The sequence below is a fragment of the Streptomyces sp. NPDC057136 genome (assembly GCF_042670885.1).
In the GTDB taxonomy this organism is placed as follows: domain Bacteria; phylum Actinomycetota; class Actinomycetes; order Streptomycetales; family Streptomycetaceae; genus Streptomyces.
In genome coordinates, this window is record NZ_JBHUUV010000017.1 from 38,723 (window position 1) to 61,466 (window position 22,744).

The 22,744-nt window shown below is 69.8% G+C and carries 19 protein-coding genes; 7 read left to right on the forward strand and 12 right to left on the reverse strand.

Annotated features, from left to right (window positions below; all coding sequences use genetic code 11):
* The first annotated feature begins 1 nt into the window (after window position 1).
* The 3 genes from nirB (at window position 2) to ACFT7S_RS21010 (ending at window position 4,260) form a co-directional block, all read left to right on the forward strand.
* Window positions 2-2,587 carry a nitrite reductase large subunit NirB gene (nirB, locus tag ACFT7S_RS21000; protein ID WP_382734022.1) on the forward strand — a complete coding sequence of 862 codons (2,586 nt, stop codon included), beginning with the start codon at window positions 2-4 and terminating at the stop codon, window positions 2,585-2,587.
* The gene (gene nirD / locus ACFT7S_RS21005) at window positions 2,587-2,952 is read left to right on the forward strand and encodes a nitrite reductase small subunit NirD (RefSeq protein ID WP_382734025.1); all 366 of its coding nucleotides are present in this window, start codon (window positions 2,587-2,589) and stop codon (window positions 2,950-2,952) included. Before nirB ends, nirD begins: the two co-directional genes overlap by 1 nt.
* A 141-nt stretch (window positions 2,953-3,093) precedes the next feature.
* Entirely contained in the window at window positions 3,094-4,260 is a 1,167-nt protein-coding gene (locus ACFT7S_RS21010; RefSeq protein WP_382734027.1) for an alkaline phosphatase PhoX, read from the forward strand.
* Window positions 4,261-4,293: 33 nt separating this feature from the next.
* On the opposite strand, the gene ACFT7S_RS21015 is transcribed toward ACFT7S_RS21010, so the two are convergent.
* From ACFT7S_RS21015 to ACFT7S_RS21045, 7 genes are all read right to left on the reverse strand, one after another.
* Window positions 4,294-4,704: a VOC family protein gene (locus ACFT7S_RS21015; RefSeq protein WP_382734030.1), complete on the reverse strand. Its 411-nt coding sequence runs from the start codon at window positions 4,702-4,704 to the stop codon at window positions 4,294-4,296.
* Window positions 4,705-4,831: 127 nt separating this feature from the next.
* Complete coding sequence (locus tag ACFT7S_RS21020; RefSeq protein ID WP_382734033.1) at window positions 4,832-5,833, reverse strand: ArsR/SmtB family transcription factor; 1,002 nt, start codon at window positions 5,831-5,833, stop codon at window positions 4,832-4,834.
* 568 nt (window positions 5,834-6,401) lie between these two features.
* Window positions 6,402-9,122, reverse strand: coding sequence for a pyruvate, phosphate dikinase (gene ppdK, locus ACFT7S_RS21025; RefSeq protein ID WP_382734036.1), 2,721 nt, complete (start codon window positions 9,120-9,122; stop codon window positions 6,402-6,404).
* A gap of 622 nt (window positions 9,123-9,744) precedes the next feature.
* Complete coding sequence (dusB, locus tag ACFT7S_RS21030) at window positions 9,745-10,893, reverse strand: tRNA dihydrouridine synthase DusB (protein ID WP_382734038.1); 1,149 nt, start codon at window positions 10,891-10,893, stop codon at window positions 9,745-9,747.
* Window positions 10,894-11,322: 429 nt separating this feature from the next.
* Window positions 11,323-11,538 carry a DUF6243 family protein gene (locus tag ACFT7S_RS21035; RefSeq protein WP_382734041.1) on the reverse strand — a complete coding sequence of 72 codons (216 nt, stop codon included), beginning with the start codon at window positions 11,536-11,538 and terminating at the stop codon, window positions 11,323-11,325.
* A gap of 161 nt (window positions 11,539-11,699) precedes the next feature.
* Window positions 11,700-11,903 carry a hypothetical protein gene (locus tag ACFT7S_RS21040; protein WP_382734044.1) on the reverse strand — a complete coding sequence of 68 codons (204 nt, stop codon included), beginning with the start codon at window positions 11,901-11,903 and terminating at the stop codon, window positions 11,700-11,702.
* Window positions 11,904-11,999: 96 nt separating this feature from the next.
* Complete coding sequence (locus ACFT7S_RS21045) at window positions 12,000-13,382, reverse strand: glycine--tRNA ligase (protein WP_382734047.1); 1,383 nt, start codon at window positions 13,380-13,382, stop codon at window positions 12,000-12,002.
* Between the two features lie 221 nt (window positions 13,383-13,603).
* On the opposite strand from ACFT7S_RS21045, the gene ACFT7S_RS21050 reads away from it, so the two are divergent.
* From ACFT7S_RS21050 to ACFT7S_RS21065, 4 genes are all read left to right on the forward strand, one after another.
* Complete coding sequence (locus ACFT7S_RS21050; RefSeq protein WP_382734048.1) at window positions 13,604-14,557, forward strand: metal ABC transporter substrate-binding protein; 954 nt, start codon at window positions 13,604-13,606, stop codon at window positions 14,555-14,557.
* Between the two features lie 44 nt (window positions 14,558-14,601).
* A complete protein-coding gene (locus tag ACFT7S_RS21055) occupies window positions 14,602-15,384 on the forward strand; it encodes a metal ABC transporter ATP-binding protein (RefSeq protein WP_382734051.1) in 783 nt (260 codons plus the stop codon).
* A gap of 5 nt (window positions 15,385-15,389) precedes the next feature.
* Window positions 15,390-16,292 carry a metal ABC transporter permease gene (locus ACFT7S_RS21060; protein WP_382734053.1) on the forward strand — a complete coding sequence of 301 codons (903 nt, stop codon included), beginning with the start codon at window positions 15,390-15,392 and terminating at the stop codon, window positions 16,290-16,292.
* 65 nt (window positions 16,293-16,357) lie between these two features.
* Window positions 16,358-16,792 (forward strand): Fur family transcriptional regulator, encoded by a 435-nt coding sequence (locus ACFT7S_RS21065; protein WP_382734055.1) that lies wholly within the window; start codon window positions 16,358-16,360, stop codon window positions 16,790-16,792.
* Window positions 16,793-16,859: 67 nt separating this feature from the next.
* Here the strand turns inward: ACFT7S_RS21065 and ACFT7S_RS21070 are convergent, their stop codons facing one another.
* From ACFT7S_RS21070 to ACFT7S_RS21090, 5 genes are read right to left on the reverse strand one after another with little or no spacing between them, the layout of a single operon-like run.
* Window positions 16,860-17,687 carry an isoprenyl transferase gene (locus tag ACFT7S_RS21070; protein WP_382734057.1) on the reverse strand — a complete coding sequence of 276 codons (828 nt, stop codon included), beginning with the start codon at window positions 17,685-17,687 and terminating at the stop codon, window positions 16,860-16,862.
* A 21-nt stretch (window positions 17,688-17,708) separates the two neighbouring features.
* Window positions 17,709-18,455, reverse strand: a complete 747-nt coding sequence (gene recO, locus ACFT7S_RS21075; RefSeq protein WP_382734059.1) for a DNA repair protein RecO — start codon at window positions 18,453-18,455, stop codon at window positions 17,709-17,711.
* A 40-nt stretch (window positions 18,456-18,495) separates the two neighbouring features.
* The gene (locus ACFT7S_RS21080) at window positions 18,496-19,185 is read right to left on the reverse strand and encodes a response regulator (protein WP_382734062.1); all 690 of its coding nucleotides are present in this window, start codon (window positions 19,183-19,185) and stop codon (window positions 18,496-18,498) included.
* A complete protein-coding gene (locus ACFT7S_RS21085) occupies window positions 19,182-20,462 on the reverse strand; it encodes a sensor histidine kinase (protein WP_382734065.1) in 1,281 nt (426 codons plus the stop codon). Before ACFT7S_RS21085 ends, ACFT7S_RS21080 begins: the two co-directional genes overlap by 4 nt.
* Before the next feature lie 14 nt (window positions 20,463-20,476).
* The gene (locus tag ACFT7S_RS21090) at window positions 20,477-22,564 is read right to left on the reverse strand and encodes an MMPL family transporter (protein ID WP_382734068.1); all 2,088 of its coding nucleotides are present in this window, start codon (window positions 22,562-22,564) and stop codon (window positions 20,477-20,479) included.
* Between the last annotated feature and the right edge of the window lie 180 nt (window positions 22,565-22,744).

The following is a 22,744-nucleotide window of genomic DNA, read 5'->3' on the forward strand; positions in this document are numbered from 1 at the left end:
GATGCCGGTGCCCACTTCCCCGAACGCTCCCGCCGCCGGAGTGCCGACGATCGTGGTCGTCGGGCACGGCATGGTCGGCCAGCGGTTCCTGGAGGCACTCGCCGACCGCGGACTGACCGCCACGGCGGGCACCGCCCGGGTCGTCGTGCTCTGCGAGGAGCCCCGCCCGGCGTACGACCGGGTCCAGCTGACCTCGTACTTCTCCGGGAAGACCCCGGACGATCTGTCCCTCGTCGAGCCGGACTTCATGGAACGGCACGGCATCGAGCTGTACCTCGGCGACCCGGCCGAGACCGTGGACCGCGAGGCGCGCCGGGTGGTCTCCCGCTCCGGCCTGACGTTCACGTACGACACGCTGGTCCTGGCGACCGGCTCGTACCCGTTCGTGCCGCCCGTCCCCGGCAAGGACGCCGAGGGGTGCTTCGTCTACCGCACCATCGAGGACCTCCTCGCCATCGAGGAGTACGCGAAGACGGCGACGACGGGCGCGGTGGTCGGCGGCGGGCTGCTCGGCCTGGAGGCGGCCGGAGCACTCAAGGGCCTCGGGCTCGACACGCACGTGGTGGAGTTCGCGCCCCGGCTGATGCCCGTCCAGGTCGACGCGGGCGGCGGCGCCGCGCTGCTGCGCACCATCGAGAACATGGGGCTCAGCGTCCACACGGGCGTCGGCACGCAGGAGGTCACCGCGGACGAGAGCGGCGCGGTGAACGGCATGGCCCTCTCCGACGGCTCCTCCCTCGCCACGGACCTCGTGGTCTTCTCGGCGGGCGTACGGCCCCGGGACCAGCTGGCCCGTGACTGCGGTCTGGCGGTCGGCCAGCGCGGCGGCGTCATCGTCGACGAGGAGTGCCGTACGTCCGACAGCGACGTGTTCGCGATCGGCGAGTGCGCCCTGGCCTCGGACGGCCGGGTGTACGGGCTGGTGGCGCCGGGGTACGAGATGGCGCAGACGGTGGCAGGGGTGATCGCGGGCGAGACGGCCTCGTTCACCGGCGCCGATCTGTCGACCAAGCTGAAGCTGCTCGGTGTGGACGTGGCCTCGTTCGGTGACGCGCACGGCGCGGCCGAAGGCTGCCTCGACGTCGTGTACTCGGACTCCCGCTCGGGGGTCTACAAGAAGCTGGTGATCGGCCAGGACGGCACCCTGCTCGGCGGGGTGCTCGTCGGGGACGCCGACCAGTACGGCACGCTGCGGCCGATGACCGGCACGGTCCTGCCCGTGGCGCCCGAGCAGCTGGTGCTGCCCGCGGGTGCGGGCGGTCCGGTCACGCTCGGCCCGTCCTCGCTGCCGGACGACGCGGTGATCTGCTCCTGCCACAACGTCACCAAGGGCGCGATCTGCGAGCACAGCACCCTGCCCGAGGTGAAGAAGTGCACCAAGGCCGGTACCGGCTGCGGGAGTTGCGTCAAGGTCATCGGCCAGCTGCTGCCGCAGAGCGCCGACAAGGGCCTGTGCGGCTGCTTCTCGTACACCCGCAGCGAGCTCTACGAGATCGTCAAGACGCTGGGGACCACCTCGTACGCGGCGCTCCTCGACTCGCACGGCCGGCCGGCTGCACGCGGCGGGGACGGCTGCGAGATCTGCAAGCCGACGGTCGGTTCGATCATCGCCTCGCTGGCGCCCACACTCGGAGCGAGCGGCTATGTACTGGACGGCGAGCAGGCGGCCCTCCAGGACACCAACGACCACTTCCTGGCCAACCTCCAGCGCAACGGCTCGTACTCGATCGTGCCGCGCATCCCGGGCGGTGAGATCACCCCGGAGAAGCTGATCGTGATCGGCGAGGTGGCCCGGGACTTCGGGCTCTACACGAAGATCACCGGCGGCCAGCGCATCGACATGTTCGGCGCCCGCGTCGACCAGCTGCCGCTGATCTGGACCCGGCTCGTGGACGCGGGCTTCGAATCGGGGCACGCGTACGGGAAGTCGCTGCGGACGGTCAAGTCCTGTGTGGGGCAGACCTGGTGCCGCTACGGCGTGCAGGACTCGGTGAAGATGGCCATCGACCTGGAGCTGCGCTACCGGGGGCTGCGCTCCCCGCACAAGCTGAAGTCCGCGGTCTCGGGCTGCGCCCGCGAGTGCGCAGAGGCCCGCGGCAAGGACTTCGGGATCATCGCCACCGCCAACGGCTGGAATCTGTACGTCGGAGGCAACGGCGGCGCCGAACCGCGCCACGCGGACCTGCTGGCCCAGGACCTGTCCGATGCCGAACTGGTGCGTCTCATCGACCGGTTCCTGATGTTCTACATCCGCACGGCCGAGCGGCTGGAGCGCACCTCGACCTGGCTCGACCGGATCGAGGGCGGCCTCGACCACGTACGCGACGTCGTGGTCCACGACTCGCTGGGGATCTGCGCGGAGCTGGAACGGCTGATGAGCGACCACGTCGCCGGCTACCGCGACGAGTGGGCCGAGACCATCAACGACCCCGAGCGGCTGCGCCGCTTCGTCACCTTCGTCAACGCACCCGACGCACCCGACCCCTCGGTGAAGTTCGTCCCGGAGCGGGACCAGGTCAAGCCCGACCTGGACATCCTCGCGGGGCCTGTGCTCGCCATCCGCACGCTTGAAGGGACTGCCTCCTGATGACAGTACAGACGGCAACGACAGAGACGGCTCAGGACACCCAGGTGATCCAACTCGCCTACGGAAACGACTGGTTCACCGTCTGCGACCGCTCACTGCTGACCCCTGGGCGCGGCGTCGCGGCCCTGCTCCCGGACGGCCGGCAGGTCGCCCTCTTCGTGGACCGGTCGGGGCAGGCGTACGCGATCGACAACCGCGACCCGTTCACGGGGGCGTACGTGCTCTCGCGGGGCCTGGTCGGCTCCGCCGAGGGCCGGCCGTTCGTCGCCTCGCCCCTGCTGAAGCAGCGGTTCGATCTGGCGACGGGCAGCTGCCTGGACGACGACGAGATCTCCGTACCGGTCTTCGGAGTACGGGCGGACTGACCTCGGGTGCGGGCGGACCGACCGCGTCCGCAAGGCGTTCACCAACCGTTGACGCTCCGTCAACGGTGCCGCTCTACAGTCCTGACGCGCGACCCGTCGCCCGACCGGGCGGCGGGCCCTCACGTCACCTGTGGAGTGATCGTGGAACGTCGGACCTTTCTGCGCACAGCCGTGATCGGCACGTCGGCGGCGGCCTTCGGCGGCACCTTGTGGCGGGGCGCCGCCTTCGCGGCCCCGGCCCAGCCGGCCCCCGGCCCGTACGGAGCACTGCAGCCGGCCAACGCCAACGGCATCCTGCTGCCCAGCGGTTTCACCAGCAGAATCATCGCCCGCTCGGGTCAGACCGTCGCCGGAACCTCGTACACCTGGCACAGCGCACCCGACGGCGGCGCCACCTTCGCCGACGGCACCGGCTGGATCTACGTCTCCAACGCCGAGGTCTCCTCGGGCAGCGGCGGCGGCGCGAGCGCCGTGCGCTTCAACTCCTCGGGCACCGTCACCTCCGCCTCGCGCATCCTGTCCGGCACCAACAACAACTGCGCCGGCGGCCGGACGCCGTGGAACACCTGGCTGTCCTGTGAGGAGGTCAGCCGCGGCTTCGTGTACGAGACCGACCCGTGGGGCGTCAACGCGGCCGTGCAGCGTCCCGCGCTGGGCCGCTTCAAGCACGAGGCGGCGGCGGCCGACCCCGACCACGGCTACATCTACCTCACCGAGGACGAGACGGACGGCCGCTTCTACCGTTTCCGGCCCACGACCTGGGGCAACCTGTCGAGCGGCACCCTTGAGGTGCTCGTGGCGGGTACCGGCACCTCGGGCCCGGTGACCTGGGCCGCTGTCCCCGACCCGGACGGCTCGCCCACCCTGACCCGCTACCAGGTCTCCGGCGCCAAGGTCTTCAACGGCGGCGAGGGCTGCTTCTACGCGGCGGGCACCTGCTGGTTCACCACCAAGGGCGACAACCGGGTGTGGGCGTACGACGCCAACAGCTCCTCGCTGTCCCTCGCCTACGACGACTCCCTCGTCACCAGCGGTACGGCTCCGCTGACGGGCGTCGACAACGTCACCCGGTCGGGCTCCGGTGACCTCTACGTCGCGGAGGACGGCGGCAACATGGAGATCTGCCTGATCACGCCGACCAGCACGATCGCCCCGTTCCTGCGGATCAGCGGGCAGTCCGGCTCGGAGATCACCGGCCCGGCCTTCTCCCCCGACGGCACACGCCTCTACTTCTCCTCGCAGCGTGGCACGAGCGGGAGTTCGTCCGGCGGCATCACCTACGAGGTGACCGGGCCGTTCCGCAGCTAGTTTCCGGCTTCGCTGTCCGGCGGCTGTGGCGGGTCAGGACTGGCCCTCCACCGCCGCCGGGTCCATCCACATGACCTCCCACAGGTGGTGGTCCGGGTCCTGGAAGGAGCGGCCGTACATGAAGCCGTGGTCCATGGGCTCGTTGGCCGGGAATCCACCGGAGGCGAGTGCGGTGTCGACGAGCTCGTCGACCTTCTCGCGGCTCTCCGCGCTCAGACAGAGGATGACCTCGGTCGACTTCTCGGAGTCGGCGATCTCCTTCTTGGTGAAGTCCTTGAAGCGCGGCTCGGTGATGAGCATGGCGAAGATCGTGTCGCTGATGACCAGGCAGGCGGTCGTCTCGTCACTGAACTGCGGGTTGAAGCCGTAGCCGAGCTTCCCGAAGAAGCCCTTCGTCGTCTCCAGGTCCTTGACCGGCAGGTTCACGAAGATCATCTGAGGCATGACGTCCCACTCTTCCGTCTCGGTACTTTGTGGTGCTCCGTGGCGCTCTGTTCGGGCGCCTTCGATGGTTAGACGACCGGGCCGGACGGAACTCATCGCTCTGCCGACAGGAAATTCGGCCGACCGGTCAGGACAGCGCGAGCGGGGCGCCGCCCCTGAGCAGCGATCCGCCCAGCGGTGTGAGGGTGTGCAGCACCGAGCTGCCGTGGCGCAGGGTGCGGACCAGGCCCGCTTCGCGCAGCACGCAGGCGTGCTGGCTCGCCGAGGCCATGGACACCCCGGCCCTGCGGGCGAGTTCGCTGGTCGTACAGCCGTTGCCGATGGCTCCGAGGACGGCCGAGCGGGTGTGCCCGAGGAGCCGGCCGAGCCAGGGGCCCGGTTCGGCGAAGACGGGGGCGCCAGGGTGGGTGACCGGATAGACGAGGACCGGCGCCAGCTGCGGGTCGCGGTAGACGACCGGGGTGCCGCGGCAGAAGAAGGAGGGCTGGAGCAGCAGCCCACGCCCGTCCAGGCGCAGTTCCCGGTCGACGGGGTAGTCGGCCTCCAGCACGGGTGCCCGCCAGCGGATCATGGGTGGCAGGCCGGCCAGGAGTTCGTCGGCGCCCCCGTCGAGCAGGGCCCGGCCCCGTACGGCCCGGTCGGCCTCCACGCTTGCCTGGATGTGCGGCCAGTACGGTTCGACGGCGGCCCGGTGGTAGCCGCGCACGGCGGCGATGAGCCGGCCGAGGGGGTCGGCGCGCCCCTCGGAGAGCGCGTCCAGCAGCGCTTCGGGCGAGCGGCCGCCGTGGCGCCCCTGCCCGGCGCCCAGGTGGGCCAGCTCGCGGTGCAGCCGGCCGACGGTGGTGTCGCGCAGGGCTTCCATCCCGACGCCCAGCGAGAAGGGCTCGGCGCCCTCCTCGGAAGGCGTGAGAAAGTCCGGGAAATAGCCGCGCGGCGGAACCACCGCCGCCAGCAGACGTGTTTCACCATTCAACCGGGTCCGGGATTCTGTACGCCATTTCCCGAACACCGTGGAAGCACGCCGGTCTCTCAGTCGGTGAAAACTGAGAATGGTTTCCCATAATGCGTCCGGCCGTGTGGCCATCCGCACCTTGGAAAGGTCCATTCCGGACACATGGATACGCAGCACCGATCCCCCACCTGTTGCAACCGCAATCGCCCCGATCGAAGGGTATGCATACCGTCACACGACGTCACCACGGGGTTTCGGCCACAGTTGAAACGTCTCGCTTGCATCCGCTTCACCCGAAAAGCTGTACGACGTCGGGCACGAAACCGGAGCCGCCGAAAGAACGAGTGAAGGCCGTGGGGGGCTTTGCTCGTTCGGCGGCGGTCGGCTCCGGTTACGGCTCCGTGTCCGACGGGGGTAAGCCGGGTGCGGTCCATGGGTGGGGATCCATGGACCGCACCCCGGTCCCCGTACGGCGCAGAATTTGCGCAACGAACGAGAAAAGGAACAGCACTCAACCATCCGAAATTCAACGGAATCCACCATTCTCGCGATTCCACGGATGCCCGGATGCACGCCGGCTCTCCTCCAGATGTCCCTCGCGCATATTCGTAAGGAACATGGCGAAGCGGCGGCACCCCCGCACAGGGTGCCGCCGCTTCTTTCGGAGCTCCGGGGCCGCCGTAGGGTCCGGCGAGGGTCGTTCACGGTCCGACGGCAGCCCAGGAGTCAGCCAGTCACCGCCGGGTCAGCGGCTGTCGCTTCCCTTGTCCGTCGAGATCGCAGCCGCCGCCCGGCCCGCCTCCAGGCGGGCCACCGGGATGCGGAACGGCGAGCAGGACACGTAGTCCAGGCCCACCTCGTGGAAGAAGTGCACCGACTCCGGGTCACCGCCGTGCTCGCCGCAGACCCCGAGCTTGAGGTCAGGACGGGTCGCGCGGCCGGCCTCGACGGCGCTGCGCACGAGCGCACCGACACCGTCCCGGTCGATCGTCTCGAACGGCGACACCCCGAAGATGCCCTTCTCCAGGTACGCGGTGAAGAACGAGGCCTCCACGTCGTCACGGGAGAAGCCCCACACCGTCTGGGTCAGGTCATTCGTGCCGAAGGAGAAGAACTGCGCGGCCTCGGCGATCTGGCCGGCGGTCAGCGCGGCCCGCGGCAGCTCGATCATCGTGCCGATGGTCAGCTTCAGCTCCGTGCCGGTGGCGGCCTCGACCTCGGCGATGACCTGGTCGGCCTCGTCGCGGACGATCTCCAGCTCCTGGACCGTGCCGACGAGCGGAATCATGATCTCGGGGCGCGGGTCGCCCTTGGCGTTCTTGCGCTGCGCCGCCGCTTCCGCGATGGCACGGACCTGCATCGCGAAGAGCCCGGGGATGACCAGACCGAGGCGTACCCCGCGCAGACCCAGCATCGGGTTCTGCTCGTGCAGCTTGTGCACGGCCTGGAGGAGGCGCAGGTCGTTCTCGTTGGCGTCCTTGCGGGACTCGGCGAGGGCGACCCGCACCGAAAGCTCGGTGATGTCGGGCAGGAACTCGTGCAGCGGCGGGTCGAGCAGCCGTACGGTGACGGGCAGCCCGTCCATCGACTCGAACAGCTCGATGAAGTCGGCCTTCTGGAGCGGCAGCAGCGCGGCGAGCGCGGCCTCGCGCTCGGCGTCGGTGTCCGCCAGGATCAGCCTCTCGACCATCTCGCGGCGCTCACCGAGGAACATGTGCTCGGTGCGGCACAGGCCGATGCCCTGCGCTCCGAAGCGGCGTGCCCGCAGGGCGTCCTCGGCGTTGTCCGCGTTGGCCCGTACGCGCAGCCTGCGTACTCGGTCCGCGTACGCCATGATCCGGTGCACGGCGGCGACGAGCTCGTCGGCGTCGTCGGCGCCCGCGTGCATCCGGCCCTCGAAGTACTCGACGACCGGCGACGGCACGACGGGGACCTCACCGAGGTACACCTTGCCGGTGGAACCGTCGATCGAGACGGTGTCGCCCTCCTCGATCACCCGGCCGCCCACCGTCATCCGGCGGCGCTTGGTGTCGACCTCCAGGTCCTCGGCTCCGCAGACACAGGTCTTGCCCATGCCGCGGGCCACGACGGCCGCGTGCGAGGTCTTGCCGCCGCGCGAGGTCAGGATGCCCTCGGCGGCGATCATGCCGTCGAGGTCGTCGGGGTTGGTCTCGCGGCGGATGAGGATGACCTTCTCGCCGGACCGGGACCACTTGACCGCGGTGTACGAGTCGAAGACGGCCTTGCCGACCGCCGCACCCGGGGAGGCGGCGATGCCGCGGCCCAGCAGCTCGGTCTTCGCCTCGTCGTCGAAGCGGGGGAACATCAGCTGCGCGAGCTGCGCCCCGTTGACGCGCTGGAGCGCCTCGGCCTCGTCGATGAGGCCCTGGTCGACGAGCTGGGTGGCGATCCGGAAGGCGGCACCTGCGGTGCGCTTGCCGACCCGGGTCTGGAGCATCCAGAGCTGGCCGCGCTCGATGGTGAACTCGATGTCGCAGAGATCCTTGTAGTGGGTCTCCAGCGTCTCCATGATCTGCATCAGCTGGTCGTACGACTTCTTGTCGATCGACTCAAGGTCGGCGAGCGCCACGGTGTTGCGGATGCCCGCGACGACGTCCTCGCCCTGCGCGTTCTCCAGGTAGTCGCCGTAGACGCCCTGGTGGCCGCTGGCCGGGTCGCGGGTGAAGGCGACACCCGTACCGGAGCCCGCGCCGAGGTTGCCGAAGACCATCGAGCAGACGTTGACGGCCGTGCCGAGGTCGCCGGGGATGCGCTCCTGGCGGCGGTAGAGCTTGGCGCGGTCGGTGTTCCACGAGTCGAAGACCGCGTTTATGGCGAGGTCCATCTGCTCACGCGGGTCCTGCGGGAAGTCGCGGCCGGCCTCCTGCTTGACGATCTTCTTGAAGTGCTTGACCAGCTTCTTCAGATCGTCGGCGCCGAGGTCGGTGTCGACGGTGACCTTCTTGGCGTGCTTGGCTGCCTCAAGAGCCTCCTCGAAGAGGTCTCCGTCGACCCCGAGGACCGTCTTGCCGAACATCTGGATGAGGCGGCGGTAGGAGTCCCACGCGAAGCGCTCCTCGCCGGCCTGGGTGGCGAGCCCGACGACGGACGCGTCGGAGAGGCCGATGTTGAGGACCGTGTCCATCATGCCGGGCATCGAGAACTTGGCGCCGGAGCGGACGGAGACCAGCAGAGGGTCGTCGGCCTGGCCGAGCTTCTTGCCCATCTTCTGCTCAAGGGCGTCGAGGTGGGCGCTCACCTCCTCGCGCAGAGCGGTCGGCGCCTCGCCACTGTCGAGGTAGACCTTGCACGCCTCGGTGGTGATGGTGAAGCCGGGAGGAACGGGCAGCCCGAGATTGGTCATCTCGGCGAGGTTGGCACCCTTGCCGCCCAGGAGATCTTTCAGATCCTTGTTGCCCTCGGTGAAGTCGTAGACGAACTTCTGGGGATCTTTGTTTTCCGACACGGGTCTCGACTCCTCGAGGACGCGGTGGCTGCCCTGACGGCGAGGAACATACCCAGATCGAAGGTGTCTGGGTACGTCCACTTGCGCGTCATGCGGCCTCAACCACCCGTCCGCCAGCAGATCGAAAGTGGCACGCCACTCGGGCAGCCGCTGGACATCGCTTCAATTCTTGAACGCATAACTACTGTGCGCGAGCGAGAGTGGGCATTTCAGGCACGGTACGTAACGGAAGCGTCGATCGATCAAAGTAAAGTGACCTGGCACCCAGTGCCATCATTTGATAAATACACCGTGCAAATTGGTGCTCATCTGAGCAACTCACCCCTCAGGGGTGGCGAGAATCACGCCCCTGAGCGCGCTCAGATGTCACCATCCGGACGTCATATGGGCACCACCTGGTCACCCAGCGGCGAGGAAAACCGAGCAGAGCGTGAGACCGGCGACGAAATCTCGCCGGATCGCTGCGGATCAGTGCGGATCGCCTCGAATCAGCCGCTCAGATGAGCAATCAGATGCGGGGCACTCGGTGCCCCGCCCCCCGGCATGCGAAACGGGTCCCGCGGGAGCGCCGAGGCTCTCCCGCGGGACCCGCTCCAGAGGCTGGAAGGCCGACCGGGAAGGCTCAGCCGCCCGAGGTGTCGAGCTCCGCCTCCGCGCTCACTCCGGCGCAGTCGTAGGGGTCCTTCAGCCAGCCGTCCGGCAGCACCACCCGGTTGTTGCCCGAGGTGCGCCCGCGCGGCCCGTCCGCGCCGTCCGGCCACGGCTGGTCCAGGTCCAGTTCGTGCAGCTGACCGTCGAGCTCCTCCAGCGAGGAGGTGATGGCGAGCTTCTTGCGCATCTCGGAGCCCACCGCGAAGCCCTTGAGGTACCAGGCCACGTGCTTACGGAAGTCGATCACGCCACGGGTCTCGTCGCCGATCCACTCCCCCAGCAGCGTCGCGTGCCGCACCATCACGTCCGCGACCTCACGGAGGCCGGGCGCCCGTCGCGTCTCCGTGCCCTCGAAGGCGCTCACAAGGTCGCCGAAGAGCCAGGGGCGGCCCAGGCAGCCCCGGCCGACCACCACGCCGTCACAGCCGGTCTCACGCATCATGCGCAGGGCGTCGTCCGCGCACCAGATGTCGCCGTTGCCGAGGACGGGGATCTCCGGGACGTGCTCCTTGAGGCGGGCGATGGCGTCCCAGTCGGCCGTGCCGCCGTAGTGCTGGGCCGCGGTCCTGCCGTGCAGGGCGACGGCCGTCACGCCCTCCTCGACGGCGATCCGGCCCGCGTCCAGGAACGTGATGTGGTCGTCGTCGATGCCCTTGCGCATCTTGATGGTGACCGGGATGTCACCGGCGTTGGAGACCGCCTGGTTGAGGATCGCGCGCAGCAGCGGCCGCTTGTACGGGAGCGCGGAGCCGCCGCCCTTGCGGGTGACCTTGGGGACCGGGCAGCCGAAGTTCAGGTCGATGTGGTCGGCGAGGTTCTCGTCGACGATCATGCGGACCGCCTTGCCGACGGTGACCGGGTCCACTCCGTACAGCTGGATGGAGCGCGGGGTCTCGCTCGCGTCGAAGTGGACGAGCTGCATGGTCTTCTCGTTGCGCTCGACCAGCGCCCGCGTCGTGATCATCTCGCTGACGAACAGCCCCTTGCCCCCGGAGAACTCCCGGCACAGGGTGCGGAAGGGGGCGTTGGTGATGCCGGCCATGGGGGCGAGCACCACGGGCGGCTGCACAGTGTGCGGGCCGATCCGGAGCAGCGGGGGCGCGGGGGCGAGCGTGGTCATCCACCCATTGTCGCGTACCGCGAAAGTGCCACCGGCGGCCAGGACCGCAGGGCGGGCGTCCGCACCGGTCAGCTCTCGGCGAGCGCGAGGGCGTGCAGACGCTCCAGCGCCTCGCGGGAGGCGGCGTCGACGGGGACGTAGACCACCATGCGGGGCCGTTCGGGGACCCGAGCCACAGATTGGTGTGCTCGACCCGCACGAGGCTCACCCGGTCGTTGCGGAAGAGCTTGGTGCTTGGTCGTCCCGCCGGGGCCGACGACCTCGTGCCGAGCCCAGATCGTGACGCTGCTGGTGCAGCTGGCGGCGGTGGCACCACCACGCTGCTGGGTCTGCGGCTGCCGCGCGCGGTCGGCTGAGCCCGGACACGGGTGTGGGCCCGGATCACACGAGGTGATCCGGGCCCACGGTCGTACGGGTGAGGCGGAGGCGTCAGCTCTGGGCCGGCGCGTCCTGGTCCGCGGAGTCGTCCGAGGAGGCGGCGGAGGCCTGCGCGCGCTCACGCATCTTGCGCACCAGCTCCTGCTTCTTCTCCTCGGCGGTCTGGCGGTCGGCGTTGCGCGAGGGACCGGCGGCCTGCTGTTCGGCGCGGGACAGCTTCTTGCGCTGTCCGCCCACACCGAGGAGGTTGTTACGGCTCTTTGCCACGGGGTTCTCCCATTCGTGGTGAGAAGTGAGTCTGAAGTGATCGGGGATCGATCCGATGGGCGACGGGTGGTCAGTCCCGCCGCGCTCTCACTCGTAGATCTGGAAGAACGAAGACATGCCGGAAACGGTACCCCGGCTCCGATGGCCCCGGCACCCACTTTTCAGGCGGTCGGGTCCACGGTCGCCTGGTGGGCCTCCGCGAGGTGTTCCTGGGCCTTCAGCCACGGCAGGAACTGTGCGCTCTTGCGCCAGCCGCAGGTCTCGCAGCTCAGCTGACGCTGCATCCCCGACTTGCTGACGTGGACTATGTGCTCACGGCCGTGGCCGTCCCATCTGCTGACCTTGCTGGTGGTCATGGACGGCATCCTGGGCCTCCTGTGGACGGGTGCGCCCAGTGTGCAACGAAGCCCCCGGTCCCGTGCAAGGAACCAGGGGCTTCGCCTGTGCATACGTACCAAATGTCAGCAGCCGAGCAGCCGGGCACCCAGGTACGCCTGGATCTGGTCCAGGGAGACGCGCTCCTGCTTCATGGTGTCGCGCTCGCGCACGGTCACCGCGTCGTCATCGAGGGTGTCGAAGTCGACGGTGACGCAGAACGGCGTACCGATCTCGTCCTGGCGGCGGTAGCGGCGGCCGATGGCGCCCGCGTCGTCGAACTCGATGTTCCAGTTCTTGCGCAGGTCGGTCGCCAGACCCTTGGCCTTCGGCGACAGCTGCGGGTTGCGGGACAGCGGCAGGACCGCGACCTTGACCGGCGCCAGGCGCGGGTCGAGGCGCATCACGGTGCGCTTCTCCATGACGCCCTTGGCGTTCGGCGCCTCGTCCTCGATGTACGCGTCGAGCATGAAGGCGAGCATGGCGCGGTTGACACCGGCCGCCGGCTCGATGACGTACGGAGTCCAGCGCTCGCCGGCCTCCTGGTCGAAGTACGTGAGGTCGTGACCCGAGGCCTTGGAGTGCGCCTTGAGGTCGTAGTCGGTGCGGTTGGCCACGCCTTCGAGCTCGGAGAACTCGTTGCCACCGAAGTTGAAGCGGTACTCGATGTCGGCGGTGCGCTTCGAGTAGTGCGACAGCTTGTCCTTGGGGTGGTCGAACCAGCGCATGTTCTCCTCGCGCAGGCCGAGGCCCGTGTACCAGCTCCAGCGCTGGTCCATCCAGTACTGCTGCCACTCCTCGTCCTCGCCCGGCTTGACGAAGAACTCCATCTCCATCTGCTCGAACTCGCGGGTGCGGAAGATGAAGTTGCCCGGAGTGATCTCGTTCCGGAAGGACTTGCCGATCTGCGCGATGCCGAACGGCGGCTTCTTACGCGAAGTCTGCTGCACCTGGGCGAAGTTGGTGAAGATGCCCTGGGCGGTCTCGGGACGCAGGTACGCGGCCGAACCGGCGTCCTGGGTCGGGCCGAGGTGCGTCTGCAGCATGCCGGAGAACTGCTTGGGCTCGGTGAACTGGCCCTTGTTGCCGCAGTTCGGGCAGTTGATGTCGGCGAGACCGTTGGCGGGCGGGCGGCCGTGCTTGGCCTCGTAGCCCTCCTCCAGGTGGTCCGCGCGGTAACGCTTGTGGCAGGAGGTGCACTCGGTCAGCGGGTCCGAGAAGGTCGCCAGGTGACCGGACGCCTCCCAGACCTCGGAGGCCAGGATCACCGACGAGTCGAGACCGACGATGTCCTCGCGCGCGGTGACCATGGAGCGCCACCACTGACGCTTGATGTTCTCCTTGAGCTCGACACCCAGCGGCCCGTAGTCCCAGGCGGCCTTGGAGCCACCGTAGATCTCACTGCAGGGGTAGACGAAGCCACGGCGCTTGCTCAGGCTGACGATGGTGTCGATCTTGTCGGCGGCCACGGTGCTCTCTTCATTACGACGGCGAAATTGGACAGGAGCGGCGCGAAGCGCCTCGGTGGGGGGATGGAGGTCGGGAGACGGGCGGGCGAATGACTCAGATTACCGGCGGGCGCACCCCTTGGATCAAATCGGCGGGGAGGCCGGGCGATCTGCTCGCTGCGTGGTGAGCATCTCATCCGCCTTGTTGACAATCGTTTCCACAATTGTTGAAAATGACTGTCATGAACGTACGTCGCCACATACCCACCGCCGCCGTCGCCGGAGCAGTCGTCCTCGGCCTCACCGCCCTCTCCGCCTGCTCCGCGTCCGACGCCGCCGACCGCAAGAACGGCGACAAGCTGAACGTGGTCACGTCCTTCTACCCGATGCAGTTCCTGGCCGAGGAGATAGGCGGGGACCACGTCTCCGTCGAGAGCCTCACCAAGCCGGGCGTCGAGCCGCACGACCTGGAGCTCACCCCGCGGCAGATCGGTGGTCTCGGCGACGCGGACTACATCCTCTACCTCAAGGGCATCCAGCCGGCCGTCGACGACGCGGTCACCCAGGCCGGGGTCGAGAACACGGTCGACGCAGCGACGCTCACCACGCTGGAGGACCACGGCTCCGAGGTCGGTGGCGACGAGCACGGCCACGAGCACGAGGGCGAGGAAGCGGGCGCCGACCCGCACATCTGGCTGGACCCCGTGAAGTACGCGGAGGTCGCCAAGGGTGTCGGCAAGTCCCTGGAGAAGGCCGACCCGGACCACGCCGCGGACTACGCCAAGAACACGGACGCCCTGGTCAACAGGTTGGACGCGCTGAACACGGCCTTCGAGACGGGCCTGAAGGACACCGCGACCAAGACGTTCATCACCACGCACTCCGCCTTCGGATACCTCGCCGAGCGCTACGGCCTGACCCAGGAGGGCATCGCCGGCATCGACCCCGAGGCCGAGCCCAGCCCGGCCCGGATCAACGAGATCCACACCGTCGCGAAGAAGAACAAGGCCACCACCGTGTTCTTCGAGACGCTCGCCAGCGACAAGACCGCGAAGACCGTCGCCGAGGACACCGGCCTGAAGACGGACGTCCTGGACCCGCTCGAGGGAATCACGAAGCAGTCCAAGGGCGCTGACTACATCGAGGTCATGGAGTCCAACCTCGCCGCGCTCCAGAAGGCACTCGGCGCGAAGTGACCGACGTAACACCCGTTCCGTCCTCAGCAGCATCGGAGGCGTTCATGCCGCAGCCCGAGAGCACCACCCCCGACCCCGTGATCCGCCTGCGCGGCGCCACGGCCGCGCTCGGCGGGCGTCCCGTGCTGCGTGGGGTCGACGTCACCGTGCACCGCGGTGAGGTCGTGGCCCTTCTCGGCGCCAACGGTTCGGGCAAGTCCACGGCCGTGCGCTCCGTCATCGGGCAGGTCCCGCTGACCGGAGGCACCGTCGAACTCTTCGGCACCGAGCTGCGCCGCTTCCGCCAGTGGGCCCGCATCGGCTACGTACCGCAGCGCACGACGGCGGCCGGCGGCGTCCCCGCCACGGTCCGCGAGGTCGTCGCCTCCGGGCGGCTGTCCCGTACGAAGCTGAGGCTGCCCCGCAAGGCGGACCGGGAGGCCGTCGGCCGGGCCATCGAACTCGTCGGCCTGACAGACAGGGCCAAGGACTCCGTGAGCGCGCTCTCGGGCGGGCAGCACCAGCGGGTGCTGATCGCGCGGGCGCTCGCCGCCGAACCCGAGCTGCTGATCATGGACGAGCCGATGGCGGGCGTCGACCTGGCCAGCCAGGGGATCCTGGCCCGCACGCTGCGCGAACAGGTCGCGGCCGGCGCATCCGTCCTGCTCGTCCTGCACGAGCTCGGCCCGCTGGAGCCGCTGATCGACCGCGCGATCGTGCTGCGCGACGGCTGCGTGATGCACGACGGCCCGCCCCCCGAGGCACTCGGCCAGCACGCGCTGCCCGGCCACGACCACGTACACCCCCACGCGGCTTCCGAGCCCGTACGGACCGGACTGCTGAGCTGATCACGATGGAATTCCTCGAACCCGCCTTCATGCAGCGCGCCCTCATCGCCGCCGTGCTCGTCGGCATCACCGCCCCGGCCATCGGCATCTTCCTGGTGCAGCGCCGTCAGGCCCTGATGGGCGACGGCATCGGGCACATCGCGATGACCGGTGTCGGCCTCGGCTTCCTGCTCTCCACCAGCCCCGTGTGGATGGCCACGGCCGTCGCCGTCGCGGGCGCGATCGTCATGGAACTGATCCGCTGGTACGGGCACACCCGCGGCGACCTCGCGCTGGCCATGCTCTTCTACGGCGGTATGGCGGGCGGTGTCCTGCTGATCAACATCTCCGACACCGGGTCCAACGCCAACCTCACCTCGTACCTCTTCGGCTCGCTGTCGACGGTCTCCGAGGAGGACGTCACCGCGATCTGTGTGCTCGCCGCCTTCGTGGTGCTGGTGACGCTCGGGCTGCGGCGGCAGTTGTTCGCGGTCAGCCAGGACGAGGAATTCGCCCGGGTCACCGGGCTGCCGGTGCGCGTGCTGAACCTCCTGGTCGCGGTGACGGCGGCCGTGACGGTCACCGTCGCGATGCGGGTCGTCGGGCTGCTGCTCGTCAGCGCGCTCATGGTCGTGCCGGTGGCGGCGGCGCAGCAGATCTCGAAGTCCTTCAAGGTGACGTTCGTCCTCGCGGTGGTCATCGGTACGGCGGTCACGCTGGCCGGCACGGTGACCTCGTACTACCGGGACGTCCCGCCCGGCGCGACGATCGTGCTCCTGGCCATCGCCGTGTTCATCGTCCTCACCGCGCTCGCCGCGCCGCTGGCACGGCGCCGGGCCCGGGTGGCCGAGGCGGACCGGGCGTGCACCCTTGAAGGGAAGACCGCTGTCCCGCCCGGCCCCCGGGAGCCGGACGACGTGCGGGTGTGACCGTGGGCCCGGGGCGGGCTGGCACAATGGCCCGACACATGGACGGGCGACACGAGGAGGCAGCTGTGACGGCGCCGATCAGTGGCACGAACGCAGCGCCGGTACGCGGCCGGTCGACCCGGCAGCGGGCGGCGGTCGCGGCGGCGCTCGACGAGGTGGCCGAGTTCCGCAGCGCCCAGGAGCTGCACGACGTACTCAAGCACCGCGGTGACTCGGTCGGGCTGACCACGGTCTACCGCACCCTGCAGTCCCTCGCCGACGCGGGCGAGGTCGACGTGCTGCGCACCGCGGAGGGCGAGGCGGTCTACCGCCGGTGCTCGACCGGCGACCACCACCACCATCTGGTGTGCCGGATGTGCGGCAAGGCCGTCGAGGTCGAGGGCCCGGCCGTGGAGCAGTGGGCGGAGACGATCGCCGCACAGCACGGCTATGTGAACGTGGCCCACACGGTGGAGATCTTCGGGACCTGCGCGGACTGCGCGGCCACCGCGAAGAGCTGACCCGGCGCGGGCACAGTCTGCCGTCCCCGCCCCACAGGTGTCATGGGGCGGGAGCGCAGCGACAGGGTCAGACGGCCGGGCCCTCGGCGGTTCCCGCCTCCACCGCGCCGCCGAAGCGGCGGTCGCGCTGGGCGTACTCCAGGCAGGCCCGCCACAGGTCCCGCCGGTCGAAGTCCGGCCACAGGACGTCCTGGAAGACCATCTCCGCGTACGCGCTCTGCCAGATCAGATAGTTGGACGTGCGCTGCTCACCGCTGGGGCGTACGAAGAGGTCCACGTCCGGCATGTCCGGGTAGTAGATGTACTTCGCGAACGTCTTCTCGTTGACCTTCGACGGGTCGAGCTTCCCGGCCGCGACGTCCTGCGCGATGCGCTGCGCGGCGTCGGCGATCTCGGCCCGGCCGCCGTAGTTGACGCAGAAGTACAGCGTCATCTTGTCGTTGTCCTTCGTCTGCTCCTGGGCGATCTGGAGCTCCTGCACGACGGACTTCCACAGCTTCGGCATGCGGCCGACCCAGCGGATGCGGATGCCCAGCTCGTCCATCTCGTCACGGCGGCGGCGGATGACGTCCCGGTTGAAGTTCATCAGGAACTTCACCTCGTCCGGCGAGCGCTTCCAGTTCTCCGTGGAGAAGGCGTACAGCGAGAGGTTCTTGACGCTCATCTCGATGCAGCCCTTGAGGACGTCCATGACGACGCCCTCGCCGACCTTGTGGCCCTCGGTGCGCGGGAGTCCCCGCTCCTTGGCCCAGCGGCCGTTGCCGTCCATCACGACGGCTACGTGCTTGGGCACCAGCTCCCCGGGGATCTTCGGGGGTGTGGCTCCGGAGGGATGCGGCTCGGGGGTCTTGAATGTGCGCCGGTTACGGCCGCCGAGGATTCCGCGTACTGCCATGAGCTTCTTCGTCTCCCTGTGTCACTTCTCTACGTACCGCAGCGAGCGCAGTCCCCGCTCCAGATGCCAGTGCAGATAGGCGGACACCAGTCCGCTCCCTTCCCTGACATGACGCGCCTCGCACGCGTCCGCCGTCTCCCAGTCGCCGGTGAGCAGCGCGCTCAGCAGGGTGACGGCCTCAGCTGAGGGTACGACGCTGCCGGGCACCCGGCAGTCGCCGCATACGACGCCGCCCGCCGCGACGGAGAAGAACCGGTTCGGACCGGGCATTCCGCACTTCGCGCAGTCCTCGAAGCTGGGTGCGTAGCCGTTCACGGCGAGGGAACGCAGCAGGAACGCGTCGAGGATGAGGTTGGGCGCGTGTTCCGCGCGGGAGAGGGTGCGCAGCCCGCCCACGAGCAGCAGGTACTGCTGGACCGCGGGCTCGCCCTCGTGGTCGGTGAACCGTTCGGCGGTCTCCAGCATCGCGGTGCCCGCGGTGTAGCGGCCGTAGTCGGCGACGATGCCGCCACCGTACGGAGCGATCGTTTCGCTCTGGGTGCACAGGGGAAGGCCGCGGCCGACCAGCTCGCTGCCGCGCGCAAAGAACTGCACGTCGACGTGGGAGAAGGGTTCGAGCCTGGCCCCGAATTTGGATTTGGTGCGTCGGACGCCGCGTGCGACGGCACGCACGCGTCCGTGGCCGCGGGTCAGGATCGTGATGATCCGGTCGGCCTCGCCCAGTTTCTGCGTACGCAGCACGACGCCGTCGTCGCGGAACAAGCTCATGCGTCCATTGTCGCCCACCGGGGGTCCCGGCCGGTCGCCGTCATCGTTCTCCGCCGCCTTCGGGGCCGGCGGCCGGCACGACGAGCCCGGACTCGTACGCCACGATGACCAGCTGCGCGCGGTCCCGGGCGCACAGTTTGCCCATGATCCGGCTCACATGGGTCTTCGCGGTGAGCGGGCTGAGGCCCAGGGTCTCCGCGATCTCGGTGTTGTTCAGGCCCCGGGCGACGAGACCGAGCACCTGGCGTTCCCGGTCCGTGAGGCAGTCCGGTCCTGCCACGACGCCCGGGGCGGGCGCGGTGGGGGCGCTCAGCACCCGGGCGATCAGCCGGGCCGTCGGGCCGGGCGAGAGGAGGGCCTCGCCCGCGGCCACCGTGGTGATGGCGGCGAGGAGTTCGGCCGGTCTGGTGTCCTTGACCAGGAAGCCCGAAGCGCCCGCGCGCAGCGCCTCGACGACGTGTTCGTCGGTGTCGTACGTCGTCAGGACCAGCACCTTCACTGCGGCGAGGTCCTCGTCGGCGGCGATACGGCGGGTGGCCTCGATGCCGTCGAGGTCGGGCATCCGGATGTCCATGACGACGAGGTCGGCCCGTGCGCTGCGGGCCAGTTCGACCGCTTCCAGGCCGTTGCCCGCCTGGCCGACGACCGTCATCCCTGGGTCGGAGTCGACGAGCATCGCGAAGGCGGCCCTTACGAGCGTCTGGTCGTCGGCGAGCAGGACCCGGATCACAGCGCCGTCCCCCGTACCGCCGGGGCGCCCTCGGCGGGGGCCGGCGCGCTCTCCTGGAACGGCAGCACCGCCGCGACCTGGAACCCGCCGCCGGGGCGCGGACCGACGCTCAGGGTGCCGCCGGTGCTGCGCGCCCGCTCGCGCATCCCCACGATGCCGAACCTCGGCCCTGCACCGCCCTCCTGGGGGCCCGCGCCGTCGTCGGTGACCGTGACCCGCAGCGCGGGGCTGCCGGGCTCCGGTGCGACGGCCACCGTGATCCGTACGCCGGGTCCCGCGTGCCGTACCGCGTTGGTCAGGGACTCCTGCACGATCCGGTAGGCGGCGGCCCCGGTCGCCGGGGCGAGCCGGCCCGGCGGGGTCCGTACCGAGAGATCCACCTGCGCCCCGGCCGCCTCGGCCGCCCGTACGAGCCCCGGCAGTGCGGCCAGGTCCGGCAGCGGACCGTCGCTCTCGCCGGAACCGGCGCGCAGGACCTGGAGGGTGGTGCGCAGTTCGGCGCGCGCCTCGCGGCAGGTCTCGGCGATGTCGTCGAGGGACCTGGCGACCGCCTCCCGGTCCAGGCGGTCAGGGTCGACGGTCAGGATGTGCGAGGCCACCGAGGTCTGCACGCCGATCACGGTGATGCTGTGGGCCAGCAGGTCGTGCAGATCGCGGGCGATCCGCAGCCGCTCCTCGGCCACCCGGCGCGCGGCCTCCTCCTCACGGGTGCGTTCGGCCCGTTCGGCACGCTCCACCATCGAGGCGACGTACTGGCGGTAGAAGCGGACGTCGACGCCGCAGAACAGCACGGCGATGACCCAGCCGGAGATCCGCAGGAGCTCGAGCCCCTGGTGGGCGTCGATGCTGCTGACCACCGACACCATGGCGCCGAGCACGACCGCGCCGGTCAGGATGGTGCGCAGCGGTCTGCCGGTCACCGCGACGGTGTAGAGCGCGATGAAGGTCTGCGGCATCGGCGCCGAGTGCGCGTTGTCGAGCCCGTGGTACGTCATGAGGACCGGGATCATCGCGAGCAGGACGAGGACCGGGTTGCTGCGCCGCCACACCAGCGGCAGGACACTGACCACCAGCAGGACCCAGCCGAGCGCGTCGGGGACCCGACCGTCGTCGGTGACGAGGGCGAGTACGACGGAGAGCGCACCGGCGCCCCCGGCAATGAGGGCGTCGGTGCGCAGCTTGTGCGGGGCGTCCATGGGGTCGCGGTTGACGACGGCCAGGACGCGCTCGCTGCGGCGCGTGCTTCGGGGTGCGGACACGCTGCCATCCTCCGGCATGGGTACGGACACCGTCAGCGGGTCGCGACGAGTTCCGGTTCGCGGGGCGCGTCCGGACCGGCGGCCGGGGGCTTCCGGCTGAGCGCGCCGGGCCACCACACCTTGCGTCCCAGGGCCACGCTCGCCGAGGTCACCAGATACGTACGGACCAGGAAGGTGTCGAGCAGCACACCGACCGCGATGACGAAGCCCAGTTCGGCCAGCGCCACCATCGGCATGCTCATCAGCACCCCGAAGGTCGCCGCGAGCACCAGTCCGGCGGAGGCGATCACCGCGCCCGTGGTCCGCAGCGCGGTGAGCGCGGCCTCCGTCGGGCCGGCCCCGGACAGGGATTCCTCCCGCATGCGGTGCATCAGGAAGATGCCGTAGTCGACGCCGAGTGCCACCAGGAAGACGAAGGAGAGCAGCGGCAGGCCGGGATCGGTGCCCTCGAACCCGAGGATCGGTTCGAAGACGAGTCCGGCGATGCCGAGCGAAGCTCCCCAGACGGCGACGACGGCGGCGACGAGCATCAGCGGGGCGAGGAGGCTGCGCAGCAGCACGACGAGGATCAGCAGGACGGAGAGGATGACGAGCGGCACGACGATCTTCAGGTCGCGGGCGTTGGTTTCCTCCAGGTCCAGTTGCTGGGCGCTGGGTCCGCCGACATGGCTGCCGTCCAGGGCGCCGCGCAGGGCCTCGATGGTGGCCTGCTCCCCCGCCGACTCGGGCCGGTCACGGGGGACGACGGACAGTTCGGTCCAGCCGCCGCCGCTGCGACCGCGTTCGACGGAGACGACGCCCTCGGTGGCGCGGGCCTCCGCAAGGGTCTCGTCGGCCCGGTCGGTGGGCGCGATCACGGTGATCGGCTGGGTCCCGCTGTCGGGGTAGGCGGTACCGAGGGTCTCCATGGCCGCGATCGAGTCCGGCTTGCTGGTGAAGAAGTCCTCCTGCTTGAGGTCACCGGGCAGGGCGAAGGCGCCGAGGGACAGCGCGCCCAGCAGGACGCCCCCGGAGACGAGCACGGCGACAGGCCTGCGCCCGGCGGAACTGCCCATCGCGGCGAACAGCGAACGGCGCCGCTTGGGCACGCTCCCGTACGCGGGCACGATCGGCCAGAAGACGCGGCGGCCCAGCACCACCAGGAGGGCGGGCAGCAGGGTCAGCATGGCGAACAGGGCGCACAGCACGCCGACGGCCGCGATGGGGCCCATGCCGCGGCTGCTGTTGAGGTCGGCGGCCATCAGGCAGAGCAGCCCGGCGGCGACGGTCCCGGACGAGGCGACGACGGCGGGCCCGCAGCCGCGCAGGGCGGCGGCCATGGCGTCGTAGGGCCGGGTGAAGCGGCTCAGTTCCTCGCGGTACCGGGCGACGATGAGCAGCGCGTAGTCCGTTCCCGCGCCGAAGACCAGGATGGTCATCACGCCGGAACTCTGGCCGCTGACCGTGACGTCGAAGCCCCGGTTGAGTCCGTATGCCACGGCCATCGACAGGAAGTCGGCCATCCCGGCGACGACGAGGGGCACCAGCCAGAGGAACGGGCTTCGGTAGATCAGGATCAGCAGGATCGCGACGACGGCGACGGTCGTGTAGAGCAGCGGCCCGCCGAGCGAGCCGTAGACCTCCTGGGCATCGGTGGTCAGCGCCCCGGGCCCACCGACCTCCACGCTCAGCCCATCGCTCCCTTTCGCGGTCTCGCGGATCTCGCCGACGAACACGGCCCTGACTTCCTCGTCCTGCCCGGGCTCGGTCGAGGAGACCGCGTACATCAGCGTCGTACCGTCCTCGGACGGCACGCCCCGGGGCGCGGCGCTCAGCTCGTGGCCGCCGGCGATCGCGGCGGTCTGTTCACTCGCCGTGGCCCGGTCGGCGGGGGTCAGCCCGCTGTCACGGTGGTAGACGAGGACGAGATCGGTGGACTCGCCGCCGGGCAGCGTGTCCTGGATCTTCGCCACCTGCGTGGAGTCGGCGTTGGCCGGCAGATAGTCGACTGCGCGGTCACGCTGTACGTCCCCGAGCTTGCCCGCGAACGGCCCGGCGACCGCGATCAGGGCCACCCAGAAGGCAACGATCACCCACGGCAACGCCCGCCGCACTCCCGGCCGCGTCCGCGCCCCACTCATTTCCCTATCGGCCCCCATGACGCGGGCCCTCCCCTCCTGGACGGTGTCTGGCTCCCTTCCAGACTCCCGGCCGGGAGCGACCAACTCATCCCACGAGGGACCGACTTCACGCCTACTGCCCCGGGCGTCACGGCCCCCTGACTACTCCCCGGGGAGTACAGCCACCGTTTCGCCCTCAAT